Annotated in this window: 11 protein-coding genes; 5 read left to right on the top strand and 6 right to left on the bottom strand. The window is 36.4% G+C overall.

Annotated elements, in window-relative coordinates:
* Positions 1–54 precede the first annotated feature (54 nt).
* Positions 55–1776: a proline--tRNA ligase gene (proS, locus tag A9G32_RS09195; RefSeq protein WP_065590661.1), complete on the bottom strand. Its 1722-nt coding sequence runs from the start codon at positions 1774–1776 to the stop codon at positions 55–57.
* 385 nt (positions 1777–2161) lie between these two features.
* On the opposite strand from proS, the gene A9G32_RS09200 reads away from it, so the two are divergent.
* On the top strand, positions 2162–3460 hold the full coding sequence (locus tag A9G32_RS09200) for a serine/threonine transporter (RefSeq protein ID WP_081296806.1): 1299 nt from the start codon (positions 2162–2164) through the stop codon (positions 3458–3460).
* A 289-nt stretch (positions 3461–3749) separates the two neighbouring features.
* Positions 3750–5117, top strand: a complete 1368-nt coding sequence (locus A9G32_RS09205; RefSeq protein WP_065590662.1) for an L-serine ammonia-lyase — start codon at positions 3750–3752, stop codon at positions 5115–5117.
* 61 nt (positions 5118–5178) lie between these two features.
* Here A9G32_RS09205 and A9G32_RS09210 read toward each other — a convergent pair whose 3' ends face one another.
* The 5 genes from A9G32_RS09210 to xerD all read right to left on the bottom strand — a co-directional run bounded on the left by A9G32_RS09210 (position 5179) and on the right by xerD (position 10572).
* Complete coding sequence (locus tag A9G32_RS09210) at positions 5179–5538, bottom strand: helix-turn-helix domain-containing protein (protein WP_065575425.1); 360 nt, start codon at positions 5536–5538, stop codon at positions 5179–5181.
* A 78-nt stretch (positions 5539–5616) separates the two neighbouring features.
* On the bottom strand, positions 5617–6996 hold the full coding sequence (gene mpl / locus A9G32_RS09215; protein WP_065590663.1) for a UDP-N-acetylmuramate:L-alanyl-gamma-D-glutamyl-meso-diaminopimelate ligase: 1380 nt from the start codon (positions 6994–6996) through the stop codon (positions 5617–5619).
* A 119-nt stretch (positions 6997–7115) separates the two neighbouring features.
* Positions 7116–8852: a single-stranded-DNA-specific exonuclease RecJ gene (gene recJ / locus A9G32_RS09220; RefSeq protein WP_065590664.1), complete on the bottom strand. Its 1737-nt coding sequence runs from the start codon at positions 8850–8852 to the stop codon at positions 7116–7118.
* 81 nt (positions 8853–8933) lie between these two features.
* Positions 8934–9632 carry a bifunctional protein-disulfide isomerase/oxidoreductase DsbC gene (dsbC, locus tag A9G32_RS09225; protein WP_065590665.1) on the bottom strand — a complete coding sequence of 233 codons (699 nt, stop codon included), beginning with the start codon at positions 9630–9632 and terminating at the stop codon, positions 8934–8936.
* A gap of 25 nt (positions 9633–9657) precedes the next feature.
* Positions 9658–10572, bottom strand: coding sequence for a site-specific tyrosine recombinase XerD (xerD, locus tag A9G32_RS09230; protein WP_065590666.1), 915 nt, complete (start codon positions 10570–10572; stop codon positions 9658–9660).
* A 372-nt stretch (positions 10573–10944) separates the two neighbouring features.
* On the opposite strand from xerD, the gene A9G32_RS09235 reads away from it, so the two are divergent.
* The 3 genes from A9G32_RS09235 to A9G32_RS09245 are packed head-to-tail and all read left to right on the top strand — an operon-like array spanning position 10945 to position 17944.
* Positions 10945–13392, top strand: a complete 2448-nt coding sequence (locus A9G32_RS09235; protein ID WP_081296808.1) for a type VI secretion system Vgr family protein — start codon at positions 10945–10947, stop codon at positions 13390–13392.
* Positions 13392–14273, top strand: a complete 882-nt coding sequence (locus tag A9G32_RS09240; RefSeq protein ID WP_065590890.1) for a hypothetical protein — start codon at positions 13392–13394, stop codon at positions 14271–14273. The genes A9G32_RS09235 and A9G32_RS09240 overlap by 1 nt, the downstream gene beginning before the upstream one ends.
* A gap of 17 nt (positions 14274–14290) precedes the next feature.
* On the top strand, positions 14291–17944 hold the full coding sequence (locus A9G32_RS09245; RefSeq protein WP_065590889.1) for a toxin VasX: 3654 nt from the start codon (positions 14291–14293) through the stop codon (positions 17942–17944).
* Positions 17945–17958: the final 14 nt, after the last annotated feature.

Genomic DNA, 17958 nt, shown 5'->3' on the forward strand with positions numbered 1-17958 from the left:
AACAACAACTATATTAATACGTTGTTGTTATTTTGATTTTTATGATTGGATTTATTATACTTTTTGACGGCGGTTTTGGATAAATTCAATGATATTGTTGACTTTCACCATTACTTTATCACCACCTGAACGGTGTTTGTATTCCACTTCTCCATTACCGAGGTTGCGTTCACCAATTACGATAGTGTGAGGGATCCCGATTAGTTCCGCATCAGCAAACATTACGCCAGGGCGCTCTTTTCGATCGTCAAATAAAACTTCAATGCCAGCAGCTTGTAAATCAGCATAAAGTTTTTCGGCTGTTGCTTGAACTTTTTCGGATTTGTGCATGTTCATTGGAATAATGACAACGCTAAATGGAGCAATCGCTTCTGGCCATACAATACCACGATCGTCATGACATTGTTCAATTGCAGCAGCTACAATGCGGCTTACTCCAATGCCGTAACACCCCATAATCATAACGTGGTTTTGTCCATCTTCACCTTGGACTGTTGCTTTCATTGCTTGTGAATATTTTGTGCCAAGTTGGAAGATATGTCCCACTTCAATACCACGTTTAATTTGTAATGTGCCTCTGCCATCAGGACTAATATCTCCTTCAACCACATTACGGATGTCTTCAATGCGAGGTAAAGCAGTGTCACGTTCCCAATTGATATTAAAATAGTGTTTATGATCAATATTGGCACCAGCGCTAAAATCGCTCATCACAGCCACGTCACGGTCAATAATAACAGGCATATTTAAGTTAATTGGACCTAATGAGCCTGGCCCTGCATTCACAATCGCACGGATTTCTTCTTCGGTTGCAAATTCTAGTGGTGAGGCAACAATATCAATTTTTTCTGCTTTGATTTCATTTAATGTATGATCACCTCGAACCAGTAAAGCTACTAATTGATGACCACTCTCTTTCGTGGCTTTAACCATCAAGGTTTTTACGGTTTTTTCAATCGGTAAATTGAATTGTTCGACTAATTCGTCAATAGTTTTGGCATTGGGAGTATCGACTAACTCCATTGCTTTTGTAGGTTCAGCGCGTTTTTGTGTTGGTGCTAATGCTTGAGCCATTTCTATGTTAGCCGCATAATCAGATTCGGTTGAAAAAACAATATCATCTTCGCCACTGTCGGCTAATACTTGGAACTCATGTGACCAGTTACCACCAATTGATCCTGTATCAGCACGCACCGCTCTAAAGTTTAAACCTGCACGTGTAAAAACTGCGCTATAGGCTTTATACATCTCATCATAAGTTTCTTGTAATGATTCTTGTGTAGTATGGAAAGAGTATGCATCTTTCATAATAAATTCACGTGAACGCATCACACCAAAGCGAGGGCGTACTTCATCTCGAAATTTGGTTTGAATTTGATACACGTTAAGTGGTAATTGTTTATATGAGCTAACTTCATTACGTAGTAAGTCTGTAATGACTTCTTCATGAGTTGGGCCTAGAACAAAATCACGGTCGCCACGATCTTTAATACGTAATAATTCAGGACCATATTGTTCCCAACGTCCGCTTTCTTGCCAAATATCAGCAGGCTGTACAACTGGCATTAATACTTCTATTGCACCGGCTTTATTCATCTCTTCACGGACAATATTTTCTACTTTTTTAAGTACGCGGTAACCAGTGGGAAGCCAAGTATATAATCCAGCAGCCACTTTGCGGATCATGCCTGCACGTAACATTAATTGATGGCTAATGACTTCAGCATCAGCAGGTGTTTCTTTTAACGTAGAAAGAAGATATTTACTGGTTCGCATAAATTTATCCTAAAAAAATTTATTTATAAATATATATGATAAAAATGTGAGCTAGTTTAGCAGTACCAAGCGTAACACTAAAGTAATTTTATTGTTATTTTTAATATGGAATTCTTGTAATACCTCCAACTCAGCATTAATAAAGTATGTTTTTAAATTATAGTCGCTAAATACAGATTATTTGGCTATAGAATGGCAGTATGTTTTACTTTTTTGTATCAATATTAATACTTTATTAATTTTTATTTTGCTAGGTATCAAATTGGATATTTTTCATCATATTGATTATATTTAATTTTTTGTGTTTGTGTGATAAAGATCACTTTGTAAAAGTTATTAAATTGATATCATATGCGCAGAATTTTAGATTGAGGAGTAGTTCAAAATGAGTACGTTAATGACTAACGAAAATGTAATAGATTCATGTAAAGAATCAAAATTACCTAAATGGCGAAAAAGTGATACGTTATGGATGCTTAGCCTTTATGGTACAGCGATTGGTGCTGGAGTACTTTTTCTACCAATTAATGCAGGTGTCGGTGGGTTAATTCCATTGCTGGTTATGTTGGTTCTTGCCTTTCCTATGACATTTTTTGCTCATCAAGCTTTGTGTCGATTTGTATTATCAGGTAAAAGTCGCGATGGCGATATTACCGTTGTTGTTGAAGAGGCTTTTGGGCGCACAGCAGGAAACTGGATAACTGTACTTTATTTTTTTGCAATTTACCCAATATTATTAGTATATAGCGTTGGTATTACAAATACAGTAGATAGCTTTATGGTTCATCAATTAGGAATGGAGTCATTACCACGAGCTTTACTTTCATTTGTTTTAGTTGCATTTTTAATGTCAATTGTTCACTTTGGCGAAGAACTTATTGTTAAAGTTATGTCAATATTAGTTTTTCCATTTATTGCCGTTTTAATGATTTTAGCGTTATTTTTAATTCCTGAGTGGAATGGTGAAATTTTTACCAATTTGTCTTTTGGTAGTAGTGACGGAGAACAAAGTATTTTAATGACACTTTGGTTAGTTATTCCTGTTATGGTTTTTGCATTTAATCATTCACCAATTATTTCATCTTTAGCGGTAGCTAAACGTAAAGAATATGGTGACGTTTATGCTGAACCTAAATGTACTAAAATTATTGCAGCAAGCAATATCATGATGGTTGTAACAGTGATGTTTTTTGTTTTTAGTTGTGCGCTTTGCTTGTCGCCTGCTGAACTTTTAGATGCAAAAGCTCAAAATATCTCAACGTTGTCATATTTGGCTAATCGATTTAATTCACCTGTTATTGAGTATATTGGTCCTCCAATTGCATTTATTGCAATGGCTAAATCGTTTTTAGGTCACTATCTAGGTGGTAAAGAAGGATTTAATGGTGTTGTTAATAAATTTTTGCGTAGCCGTAATAAAACAATTTCAGAAAACAAACTTGATAAATTAGCTATTGCCTTTATGTTTGTAACTGCTTGGGGGGTTGCAACATTAAATCCAAGTATTTTAGGTCTTATTGAATCACTTGGTGGCCCAATTTTAGCTGTGTTGTTGTTTTTAATGCCAATGTATGCAATTCATAAATTACCTGTACTAGCAAAATATAAAGGAAGGCTAAGTAATGTGTTTATTGTTGTTATGGGATTAGTTGCAATTTCAGCCGCTATCTATAATTTATTATAAAATTTAATTCATGGGTAATTACCACTTACTTGTTTATTTAATATATAAAACCTACTGGCATTCGTTGGTAGGTAAATACAGCTACTAGTAAAATAATCTACCGATATAGCAAGAATTAACTATTAATGGGTATTAAAACTTATTTTCATAATTTCAAAAGTGATACCTAGGTATCAGTATGGGGTAAGTGGCAAGATGATTATTGGTTATTTTATTAGCAAAAGTTAATTCGTAAAGATATCACTAGGATAGCAGTATTAATTTATGTTTTGCATCAAAAGGGAAAAATATGAGTTCGGTATTTGAAATATTTAAAATTGGCATTGGACCTTCAAGCTCACATACAGTAGGACCAATGAGGGCAGGGAAGGCATTCATAGATCAACTAATCAGTAATAATATGATGGCATCAGTAACAAAAATTGTGGCTGATGTTTATGGCTCTTTGTCGTTAACAGGCAAAGGTCATCAAACAGATATTGCTATTATTATGGGATTAGCTGGTGAAAAACCTGATTCTGTTGATATTGATAGTATTCCAAGTGTTATCGAAAAACTTAGCCAAACTCAGCGGTTATCTATTTACAATGATCGTTATGAAATCGATTTTCCGTTGGAAAGTTGTATGGTGTTTCATTCTAAATTTTTACCATTACATGAAAATGGTATGACTTTGACTGCATATAGCGGCGATAAATTAGTTTTTCAGAAAACTTATTATTCTGTTGGCGGTGGTCAGGTTGTTGAAGAAGAGCAATTTGGTCAACAAGAGCAGGATTCAGTAAAATTTCCTTATCCATTTGCTTCAGCTGAGCAATTATTAAAACATTGTGAAGATAACTCATTATCAATTTCTAGTATTATGATGAAAAATGAGTTGCAAATACACTCTTATGAAGAAATTGAATCCTATTTTTCTCGTGTTGGGCAAACTATTTTGGAATGTATCAAACGAGGTATGAATACAGAAGGGCTATTACCAGGACCACTTAAAGTTCCTCGTCGTGCGTTTTCGTTATACCGTCAATTGTCTACCACTAAGGATAAATTTATTAGTGATCCAATGGTGATTATTGATTGGGTAAATATGTTTGCGCTTGCAGTTAGTGAGGAAAATGCAGCAGGAGGACGAGTGGTTACTGCGCCAACAAATGGTGCATGTGGTATTATACCTGCTGTGCTCGCTTATTATGATAAATTTATTAATCCAGTTACACCTGATATTTATATTCGTTTCTTTCTAACTTGTGGCGCAATAGGACAACTTTATCAAATAAATGCTTCTATTTCTGGTGCAGAAGTGGGATGTCAAGGGGAAGTTGGCGTTGCTTGTTCTATGGCTGCGGCAGGACTTGCTGAGCTTTTAGGCGGTAATCCTCAACAAGTATGCATGGCGGCAGAAATAGCAATGGAGCATAACTTAGGCTTGACTTGTGATCCAGTTGCAGGCCAAGTTCAGGTTCCTTGTATTGAGCGAAATGCCATTGCCGCAGTAAAATCGATAAATGCAACAAGAATGGCTTTAAGACGAATTACTGCAGCAAAAGTATCTTTAGATAAAGTTATTAAAACAATGTATGAAACAGGAAAGGATATGAATGCAAAATATCGAGAAACATCGCGTGGTGGGCTAGCAATTACGGTTCATTGTAATTAGGTTGTTGCTATTTTTCTGTCGAATTCGCCGATTGTAAAATCGGCGAGACATTAGATTGTATTTAATGTTTCCAGTGCATAGTATTAACTTTAGAGCGCAAGAAATCATTTTCTGTTAGTACATCTACCCGTTCCGTTTTTACTTTTCGTTGTTTTCTTTTTCGTTTTGGTTGTTTTGCTGAGGCAATATGGATAACTTCGTTATAGGCAAGTAAATTATTAAGTTGATCAAGTTCACCTAATCCACGGAGGACGGAAATTAATGTTTGTAATGTAATTGATTCGCCTTGTTCAATACGTTTTATTGTGGCAATGCCTATTTCGGATTTTTGCGCAAGTTCTAGTTGGGATAAATTTTTCTCAATTCTGGCTAATTTTATTCTGCGACATAGCATAGCAATCATGTCGGTAGTTTCATTCATGAAATATCCTTTTTGTTTGATATGCCACATGATGTGGCATATATCATATTGCTATTTATATTATTTTTAGACTAGCGGTTATTGTTCTTGGTTTTTTATTTGTTTCTTCTTTAAGTTTTCTAAAATCTTTTTATGGATACCATTAAAGCCACCATTACTCATAATTAAAATTGCATCGGTTGGTTTAGCTGATTTTGTGATCATTTCAACCAACAAATCAATATCACCACTCCAGTAAGCGGGTTGAATACAAGCATCAACCACATCAGCCACTAGCCAAGGTAGTTGTTCTGGTTGGAATATAAAAATTTCATCAGCTCGACCAAGTGATGGGGCTAGTTCATCTTTAGATACCCCTAATTTCATCGTATTTGAGCGTGGTTCAAGTACGGCTAGAATGCGACGATTAGCTCCTATTTTACTGCGTAATGCTTCTAATGTGGCTAAAATTGCAGTTGGGTGGTGGGCAAAGTCATCATAGATTTCAATATTATTAACTTCACCATAAAGCTCTAATCGTCTTTTAGCATTGGCAAAAGAACCTAGTGCTAAACAAGCATCAGCAGGCTCAATGCCCACATTATGGGCGGCTGCAATTGCCATTAGTGCGTTATGCATATTGTGTTCGCCAACTAATGAATATTTTACTTCGCCTACTTTTTTATTGTTAAAGTAAACCGCAAAATGACTCGCATCATTATTCATACGTTGTGCTAGCCAGCCGTTTTCTGATTCTGTGAATGCTTTTTGGCTCCAACAACCTTTAGCTAATACTTGTTTTAAATTTACATCTTCTTGTGGTGAGATAATTAATCCATTGCTTGGCACTAAACGAACTAAATGGTGAAATTGTTTTTGAATAGAACTGAGATCATCAAAAATATCTGCATGATCAAATTCTAGATTATTCATGATAAGTGTTTTTGGGCAGTAATGCATGAATTTTGAACGTTTATCAAAGAACGAGCAATCATATTCATCTGCTTCAATAACAAAATAATTGCCTTCACCTAATCTTGCGGATACATCAAAATTACCCGGTACACCACCAATAACGAATCCTTGCTTGTAATCTTGCTTTTCTAAAATCCAATTGACCATACCCGCAGTTGTAGTTTTACCATGAGTTCCAGCAATAGCTATGACCCAACGATCCCGTAATACATTGTCATGTAACCATTGAGGTGCTGAAATATAAGGAATGTTATTATCTAAAAGATATTCTACACAAGGGTTACCTCTTGATAGCGCATTGCCAATAATGACTAAATCAGGTCTTGATGTCAGTTGTGATGGATCATATCCTTCAATGATATCAATGTGTTCTTTTTGTAAAAGTGTGCTCATTGGTGGGTAAACATTTTTATCTGAACCCGTTACTTTATGACCTAGAGAGCGAGCTATTAAAGCAATCCCTGCCATAAATGTGCCACAAATTCCAAGAATATGAATATGCATTTTGAATCCTTAACATTGTATAAAAGTTATATCGATAGTATTGGGTAACCATTGCTTATTTGATTGGTAAACAGATGTAAATTCAGAGCAACCTTGTAATTATAATCGATTCTGATTGTTTATGCGAGTGGCCATAGATGCCGAACCATTAATAGTGGAGCTTGGTTGCCACGAAATTCATCAACATCTAAATGGTATACTATTTTCACATTTTTTATCGATTGATCAGGCCATAGTTGTCTATTTACATTAAAAAAGACTCCTTCAATAAGTGGACCACCGTTTTGGGGTTCTAGTACTAGTTTTAGATGTTTGTCTGAAAGTAATCTCTGTTGATGAATAATGAATTCACCGTCAAAAATGGGAGTGTAGAATCCTTCTCCCCATGGTCCTGATTCTTTTAATTGTTTGGCGATTTCGTAAGTAAGATCTTGGCTATCTATTTCACCGTCAGTTTCAATAATTGGTTCTAGCAAATCGGGTTCTAAGCGTGCATCTAAAAGTGTTTCAAAATTATTTTTAAAACGTTCTAAATCTTCTTCTCGAATAGTTAACCCAACAGCCATTGCGTGACCTCCAAAACTGATTATTAGATCAGGATTTTTCTGATTTAATTCATCAAGAAGATCGCGTAAATGAACGCCTTTAATTGAACGTCCGGAGCCCTTTAGAAAACCATCTTCTGTTGAAGCGAAAGATATGACTGGTCGATGATATTTATCTTTTAAACGTGACGATAAGATCCCAATAATGCCTTGATGCCATTCTGGATGATGAAACACGAGTAAATTAGGAATTGTGATATTTTGTTTTTCAATTTCTTGAATGAATGATAAGGCCTCTTTATGCATCATTTGCTCAATTAACTTTCGATCACTATTGAGATTATCCAAATCCATAGCTTTGTTGATTGCTGAATCATAATTATCACAAAGTAGTAATTCAACACCCAATGACATATTATCCATTCTACCTGCTGCATTTAATCGTGGCGCTATATAAAAAGCTAAATCGGTAGACGTAAGATTAATAGGATCTTTTTTAGATACCTGTAATAAGGCTTTGATGCCCTCACAACAATAGCCAGCTCGTATTCTGTTTATACCCTGATGAACTAAAATACGATTGTTATGATCAAGTCTAACCACGTCAGCAATAGTGCCTAAAGCAACTAGATCTAATAAATTTGCTACATTATATTCAGCTAAATTATTGTCGGAGAACCAATTTTCTTGCCGTAATTTTGCTCGTAAAGCCAGCATAAAGTAAAAAGCTACACCCACCCCAGCTAAATGCTTAGATGGAAATGTACAATTAGGTAAATTAGGATTGACTATGGCGTCGGCATTAGGTAGTAGCTCAGGGCATAAATGGTGATCAGTAATAATGACTGACAATCCTGATTGCTTAGCAAAATCGACAGCTTCAATAGCAGATATTCCGTTGTCAACGGTAATAATAAGTTGTGCATTTTGTAAAATGGCCTTTTTAACAACCGAAACACTTAATCCATATCCATCATTAAAGCGATCAGGAATGATATAATCAACAAATTGGTACCCCATATTTTTTAAGGCTCTGATGGTTAAAGCAGTACTGGTGGCACCATCAGTATCAAAATCACCAACAATCATGATTTGCTGATTATTTTTCATTACTGAATAAAGAATTTCGACTGCCTTTTTAATACCATCTAGTTTATCGTAATTACATAGATTGCGTGTGGTGTAATCAAGATCTTGCATGCTAGCAACACCACGCAATGCATAAATCCGTTGTAATAATAACGGAATATCATCAGAAAATTCTGGAAGTACTTCAGGTAATTTGCGATGTTTTAATTTACTTTTTTTCATAATTTATATGCTAGCGCATTTGCGCTAACATGTGTTTTCATTTTAATTTACATTTTAGTAACAATAACTGCTAATTTTTATTTAGTTTTTGTGATCAAGAAATTCAATTAGTTTATCTGCAGGCACGTAACCTGAAACAAGTTGGCCGTTAGGTAAGACAATTGCAGGTGTGCCACCAATCCCTAACTTTTTACCGACGTTAAATTGTTGTGTTACATAAGGTATCATGCTGCTTGCTGGCGAAATTTTATTACCTTTGTATGCATTGTCAAATGCAGTTTTGCGATCAGCCATGCTCCAAATAGATTGCATGTTTTTGCCAACATCACTGTTAGCACCTGCACGAGGGAATGCAAAATAGTGAACTGAAATACCCGCTTCTAAATACTTATCAATATTTTCATGTAGTAGTTTACAGTAATGGCAAGTATAATCAGTAAATACTGAAATGATGTATTTTTCATTTTTAGCTTTATAAATAATGGCATCTTTTTCAATTGATTTTATTAGGCTAAGATTGATGCTGTTAGCAATGTTTTCTGGTTCATCACCTTGTAAATCAAAAATAGAGCCTTGAATTAAGTATTTACCATCTTTACTAACGTATACAATACCTTCTGGCGTGCTAACGCTTTTAAAATCTTTAATTGGACTATCAAAAATTTTTGATTCTTTGCTATCGTAACCGAATTTATCTAAAGATTTTGCAATTTCATTATTACTTGCTAATACTGAACTTGAAATTAACGCTAAGCCTAAACATATAACTAATTTTTTCATTCAATTATCCTTATTTTTGTCAATCCTATGCTCGAGGATGATGTTTACTATGTAACTGTTTTAACCTTTCTGTTGCAACATGTGTATAAATTTGTGTAGTTGATAAACTGCTATGCCCAAGCAACATTTGAACGACGCGCAAATCTGCTCCGTGATTAAGAAGATGTGTCGCAAAAGCATGTCGAAGCACATGAGGAGAAAGTGCATCAATATTTATACCGATTAGTATGGCATAATATTTAATTCGATGCCAGAAAGTCTGTCGTGTCATTTTTTTTCCTAATCGACTTGGAAAAAGCACATCAATAGGTCCATTTTTTAAAAGATCATTTCTGGCATATTTAAAATAATATTCAAGCCAATAAATTGCTTCTTCTCCAAGTGGGACTAAGCGCTCTTTATTACCTTTACCAATTACTCTTACTACACCTTGACGTAAGCTAACATCGCTAATTTCTAAATTTACTAATTCAGATACGCGTAAACCGGTGGCATAAAGTACTTCCAACATCGCTTTATCCCTAAGTTCAATGGGATCTTCTATGCTTGGCGACTCTAGTAGCGCATCGACTTGCGATTCAGTTAAGTCTTTAGGTAATTTTTTAGGAAGTTTGGGGGATGATAATACTGCAGAAGGGTCATCAGTGCGATAATTTTCTTGATATAAATACTGAAAAAAACGTTTAGTTGCACTAAGCAAACGTGCTGAACTACTTGCTTTATACCCATCTTCTACTCGTTGCATTAAAAAGTTTTGTAAATTAAACGTTTGAGTTGTTAGGAATGTGACATTTTGCTGTTGTAAAGATTGACTTAGTGCCAACAAATCAAGTCTATAAGAAGCAATGGTATTTTCAGCTAAGTTCCTTTCTAGCCACAATGAATCTAGAAAACGGTCTATTAACATTTTATTTTGGGCAGGTGTATCTTGGCTAGACATCAAAATTATCTCTACATTACGTTTATTCTTTATATTATATACTAGCTGTCAATAAGTTGCAGTTTAAGTAAAAATTGCTATTTTTAGTTGTACAAATTTCTACACATTAACAAAAGTCAGGTTATTTAAATCACTTATTCAATAAAAAGTTTAAGTAGCTGTCAATTACTTGCTTAACTAACAGAAATTATTCATATTAAACAACATTCATTTAACATTTTTTTAAAAAAAAGATTAAATTTCACACTAAAATTGTGTATGCTTTTTAGCTAAGCTGTCTGTTGCTTGAACTCAGTAATGCTGAGTATAAAATATAAAAAATAATTAAATAGACAGACTGATTTTAAAATTGGATATAAGGAGGAGGAAAACATGTCAAACGAACTTAATCGTCTTCTGGAGCAACTCGGTGAAGGTTTTGGCGATCTAATGGCGGGTTTGAGTGGGGTTAGCCATAATCGCTATACCTTAACGGTTGACGGGCTGGGGGCGCCGATTTCGGTTTTGCATATTGATGGTGATGAGTCGTTAAACCAGCCTTGGCGTTATGTGATTACTTTTACCTGTACTGATAAAACCTTATCGCCTGATTCCTTTCTTAATCAAAAATCGACCTTCTCCTTTAATCCTGTTATCAACAAACCATTAACTTCCGCTATCCGCTCATTAAGTGACTTGCCCACGTTGAGTAATAAACGCACCTTGCATGGGGTGATTACTGAGTTTAGTCAGTTATCGGTCAATAAAGATGAAGCCCATTATCAAGTGGTGTTATCTTCGTGCTTAGCACGGTTGGCTGTGGGGCAACATAATGCCATATTTCAAAATCAAAGTGTGGTCAGTGTGGTTGAAGAAGTGCTACGCAGTCATGGTTTGACAGGCATTGATTACCGTCTAGAGCTAAAAGATAGCTACCCTGAGCGGGAGTTTATTACTCAGTGGCAAGAAAGTGACCTTGAATTTATTCAACGCTTATTGGCCGATGTCGGTATCTGGTTTCGCTTTGAAACGCACGCTGAGCACAACTGTGATGTGATGGTGTTAAGTGATTATGAGCAAGGCTATGCGCAGGTCGCTGATATCGACTATAAACAACCCAGTGGCATGGCAGATAGTGGCGTTGAAAGTGTGTGGGATATCAGCCTGCATAGTGAAGTGGTGGTCTCCTCAGTCAAGGTACAAGACTATAACTACCGTGATGCCCTAGCCGATTTACAGGGCGAGATTAATACCCAACCCAAAGACCTTACCACCTATGGCACCGACTACCGTTATGCCGAGCACTATAAAGGCTTAGATAGCAACGGACAAGAAAACCCGCAAAATAGTGACGATAATCGTGATAATGACAATAACACTCACGATAATCAGATTGAAAGCGGCCAATGGTATGCGCGTATTCGCCATGAACAGGCCATTAGCCAGAAAATTATCCTCAAAGGCAAGAGTAACCACTATAACCTTGCTCCCGGTCAATGGATTAACATCAATGGCAGTCCGCTGGCAGATATCAATGACGGGGTGATTATTTTAAGTGTACAGGGGCAAGGTAATCGCACTGATGCCTATGAACTCACCTTTACCGCCATTCCCTATCAAGCTTTAAAACCCTATCGCCCTGCGCCCATACGCTGGCCACAAGTTAGTGGCACATTACCTGCCCGTGTCACCAGTCCTAATCATGACACCTATGGTTATATCGACCCGCAAGGACGATATCGGGTTAAATTTAATGTTGACCTGAAACAATGGAAAAGTGGCACGGAAAGCTTATGGGTACGTTTAGCTAAACCTTATGCGGGTAACACCTATGGTTTTCACTTCCCGTTAATTGACGGCACCGAAGTGGCCATCGCCTTTATGAACGGCAACCCCGATAGGCCGTATATAGCCCATGCAATGCATGACAGTGCTCACCCTGACCTTGTTACCACCATCAACAAACACCGCAATGTCATTCGCACCCCAGCTAATAACAAACTGCGCATGGATGATAAACGTGGGCAAGAACATATTAAGCTAGCCACCGAATACGGAAAAACTCAACTTAATATCGGTCACTTAGTTAACGAAAAAAAACAACCCCGCGGTGAAGGTTTTGAACTGCGCACCGACGAATGGGGCGCGATAAGAGCGGGTAAAGGGCTGTATATTACCAGTGAAGAACAAACGCAAGCAAGTCATATACAGCTACAAATGGACAATGCTGTTAAAGAACTAGCGCAAGCGGCTGAAATGGTTAAACGGCTCAATGAACTTGCCGAGGCCGCCAAAGCTGAACTGGCTGATTTACAAACCCAAAAACAGCTATTTGAACAAAGCTTAAAAGAACTAAAACAACCGGGAATACTTACGTACGCACCAGCTGGCATGGCGGATGTCACCCCAAGTTCAATTCAACACACCGCAGGTGAAAACATTATCCAGACAGCACAAAACACGGTTGATGTTAGTGCGTTTAAACGCTTTATGGTCACTGCGGGTAACATGATAAGCCTATTTGCCAACAAAATGGGCATAAAGCTATTTGCTTCGCAAGGTAATGTCGAAATACAGGCTCAAAATGATGAAATGCAATTGAGTTCAAAACAAAATATGACAATTACCAGCACCGACAGCGAAGTAATTATATCAGCCAAGAAAAAACTTGTATTGGCATGTGATGATGTTGCTATTGTAATTGAAAATGGCGGTATAAAAATGCTAGCACCAGGTGATGTTCAGATTGAATCTGCTAGCTTTCGTATATTAGGGCCATCAAATTATCAAGTGGCAAAAACCAATTTGCCAAAAGGCGATACTTGTTCGGAGTCAGCATAATGGAAAAGCAAATACTCACTCTTTTAGAGAATGAAAAAGCACGCAAGCAGTATCGTTATCTATTAATTGATAACCTAGTTTCGCTCAGTTATTTTCATCTATTATCGATGGACAGTTTGCAAGAAAATCTAGGTAAAGAAGCTATCCAAGTTGTGCTAAGACCTGATTTAGCCCACGATCCACGTCATTGCCCAAAGTTAGTTGTGATCGCAAAACCTGATGAACCAATCAATAAAAGATTAGTTCATTTTATTAGTAATCAACTAAAGGAAGAAGGTTCGCTACCAAAACGATATTTGTGTGGCTGTATAGTTAGCGAAAACGCCCCCCAGTTTTTAAGTGAGCAACTGATTAACATCGGTTTAAAGTTAGGTCAATTAATTGGAGTTCGTTTTGTTCCTTTTTATGAACCGTTTAGAATGTTTTTATTGCAAGAAGGCAATAAAATTTGTCCTGATTGGTTACCAACTTTATTAAATTGCTGTAGTACTTACTGTTTTACATCCTTCACCAATCATTTGCAGGTTATTCAATCATTATCTTATACCCCTGAACCCTTTGATCTATTTGTAACAGAAGAAACTAAAACTTTTTTAAAACAATCTGTTCAGTTATATCACTTAACTGTAGCTTGGCAAAATATCTGTGAAAATCAAAATAAAAATATTGAAGATTCAGACATATTATTATTAGCAGATTTTTATAACAAAGCAAAAATAGAAGGGTTAGAAGATAGCAACGATCTATTTACATTATCATTAGTGCTTATGCGCTATAAAAACCGATTAGATCCCAAATCGTTAAAAGCCGCGATAGCTAAAACAATAGATGAACCAGGTACTTTAGCACAGCATTTAAGTCAAATAGAGCTAGAACAATAATAACAAAGGAATATATCATGGAAAAAATTGACCCTAATATTTTTACTGAAGCAAAAAACACTTCAGCAATGGCCGATGGTGGATGTGGTACTTGTCAACGAAACGGCATGCCATTTTTTTTAGTTCGCCAATCGGTTATTAATCCCAATGCTTACCACGGTATAGACTGGTCAGAAAACGTACCCAAATTAGCTGATAGGCGCCCTAACGTGGCATTAACGAAGCATAAATACGCCTTAAGAATGTTACGCAAAGGATATGTTTATGTATTAATGGAACAAAATGGCATTCGAAAATTATTAGGCTACGAAGTGACCTCGAAAGGAGCATTACGGCATCGATCCATTTACCATATGAAAAAATACGAAATTGAAGATTTAGCTGAAAAATGCACTGAAAAGAACCACAATATCCCCGCTATTTTTGCCAATATTGATGTATTAAATGCCACGGTATGGATAGCTTATAGCCGTCGAGCTTGGTCAAAAGATATTGAAGATTATTACCGTTCTCCAGATGCTGATTTAAGACGATTCACCCAAGTAACGATAAACGACAAAACGCGAAACAATCCTACCGATTTAACCGACGGACGTAGCTTTGCTTTCAACGATTTACTTGACAAGAATAAAGCACCTTATTTACCTGAGTTTTTCTTTGACAAAAAAGATTTTAACGTACGTTTTCCAAGTGCACATGAATTTTATGATTATTCAGATAAAGATAATTTAAACGCAATTGCAAATATAGCCGCAAAATTTGAAAAGCAGTATCAATGTACAATAGGTTGCATTGTGCTAGAAGACACCTTCGGCATAGCCGAAGAGCTGAATGCTCAACGATTTCGGAACTTTGATCCTATTAATAATGCCTTTTTAGAGCACGAACGAGAAATAGAGAAAAAATTAACTGATGCCTATAACGAAAAAATAGCAGATTATACGCCATCAGATAACTGGTTAAATGCGTCTGATGAGTTACCACAGCTGTTTCCATATGCAAAAGATTATTTTCAAAGCCTTATAAATCCTAATATTGATGACAATCAAAGTGACACCGCACAGTCACAAGCAATAACAGTCCCCCTAAGACCCAATACAGATACCTCCAAATATTATCATAAATATTTTTCTACTGAGCGTGGCTATAAACGCAGGATTGTGTCTTGTATTGACGCTTATAAAAAAGGATTAAAGAACTATTGTAATGAAGTTATAGACAAAGATTATGAAGGCGCTGACACTCAGCCAAAATATTACGATGCCTATGAACCAGGCTCTAATTATAAAGGTGCGAAGAATTCTTATTATAATACTATCAAAACGTTACAAGAAAATGGATATAAAGAAGTTGCCTTATCAGAAGCAGAAAAAAAAGAACTACTCACAAAGCATAAATCCGCCATACCAGCTGTTGATGTAAGACGATTTCATTGGACATTGGATAATGCAGCTGAAAGCAAATTTAAAAAGGAATGGGCAAAACTCGATGCACGGCTGGATAAGGGTAAACTAGGCGCATTTCGCCAAGAAGAAAAACAACTATTTGACGAAATAGTTAAAGACATCCGCAAAATATCAATCGATTATTTAGTTTATGTTACTTGGCTTTTTGGCTCAAAAGATAAACCGTCTAAATATGCCCCAGCTGGACTGACCAACTATAACCAAGTTGAGTTTTGGAAACGGGAACAAGAAAACGACTACTCTAAAGACCACTTAGGCTATTTTGAAGATATTACTACCATATTACAAGGTAATATAACAATGGCGAAGCTACCTGAACAGTTTGGCTTATGGGACAGCCTATTACGAGACGAAAATTCCATCTATTTTCATCTGTTAAAAGGTCAGGACAATAATCTGTATGAATTGCTACTAAAACAACGGATTGTTGAAATGGAGCAAAATCAAGAGGCAGCAAACCACAAAACGAACGTAACCATTCTTAATGAATTAGTGGGCAAAATTAACGATATTTTGAATTTGCCAATTGATGCGAAAAATACGACCTTATTTGTGGATCAAATGGAAGTATTAATGAATTGGATGGCTGCTGGTGTTGCTAATCCACCCAAGAATGCTAAGTTAATTAACGACATTTTAATGAAAGATCATGGCACAGAACTGCTTAAAATTTTTTCGGGTATTGAGCATAGGCGTATAAGTTTACCGGTAAAAATTAAAAACCTACCCAAAGTTTATGAAATTTTGATGGATCATTCAGATGTATCAACGGTGAGCATTGATAAAAATTCCAAGCTGTATAAGCTATCAAGAGTATCGGATGCCGATAAGCGTTGGCAATTTGAAAGCCAACTGACTAAAAAACAGCTCGAAAAAACGGTTCAAATGGAGTTTATGGTGTTGGCTGATGATATAGCCTCAATGAATAACATGATTGATGAGTTGAAAAAAGGCGGCAATTTAAAAGAACCCACCCTTGCCAAAGCCAAAAAGGTGTTAGACGCTGAAATTAAACACGCTCACCAATTTAGTGGTGAGCTAACTCTAGATAAACTTGAAATAGCAATAGAGCAGGTCGCCAAACGACGAATCGCGTTTGATGCCTCAAAAGGGGTTTTTATGAATGGGTTAATGATATTTTTACAAGGCCACCTATACAATCAAAATAGGAAAGTACTCGAGGCTGAAGGGCGTGACATGCGGCAAGATGTGAAAGAGGAAATTCTTAATGACATGGCAAAAACTGGTGTAATTATGTCGTTAATGTCGGCTGAAGTAATGGCCCACACGATTAAGCTAGTTGGTAGTGCATTACCCAAAACCAATATCTTTACCACTATGATACCGGGTTGTGATAAATTTATAAAAGTCACTGGGGGAACGTTAGCGCTTATTGCGATATTAGATGGGGCAATGGATATTTATAAAGGGTATTGTTATGCGAAAAATGGTGATAGTGATGATGCTAAACTAGTTATAATAGGCGGTAGTTTTACAATAATATCTGGTTTAATAAGTTTATACGGAGCCATAATTAGTATTTCATGGACAGTTGTATTGGCTGCAATAGCTTTTGCCGTTATTGGCGTAATTTTAGTGTATATAGGCTCAGAAGCCGATCGTTGGTCGCCCATGGAAATTTGGTTTAACCGTTGCTATTTTGGTAACCATGAACATCAAGAAAAAGGGGGGCCTTATCCTCTCACCGCTGTTGGCACCAGTGCGGCGTTAAATGACTATTTTGCCTATATTTCAGGTGTTTATTTGGCTTTAAATTATGATTCTATGGATTTAGAATTTTTTGCTGATTACTTTATATACAGTCAGAATGATCTTGATATATTAGATTATACGGGGGGGCTGCATGTGCATATTAAATTGCCCAATTTTGATGCGCACAGCCGTTATACCTGTATGGTCTATCTAACTGATTCAGAAGGGCAATCGGCTAAGGTCCAAATTGTAAAAGGTAAAGACGAGGAAACTCTGAATGTTATGGTATCACCCAATCAATGTAATTATGATTTAGTGCGCTGGGTTGCTTCTAAAGATTATCCTATCGAATCAAATATAAATGATACAGTGGCGATAGACCAAAAAGTTGCCGAATTAAGGTTAAAAGCGAAAAAAGTGATTGGCATATTACATTACTGGCAAGGTAAAGACGCCAAATCGCCACTACGCATTGAACATATTATCAATTAAAAAAGGAGAACGTA

Source organism: Gilliamella sp. Gris3-2, assembly GCF_001690345.1.
Classification (GTDB): domain Bacteria; phylum Pseudomonadota; class Gammaproteobacteria; order Enterobacterales; family Orbaceae; genus Gilliamella; species Gilliamella bombi.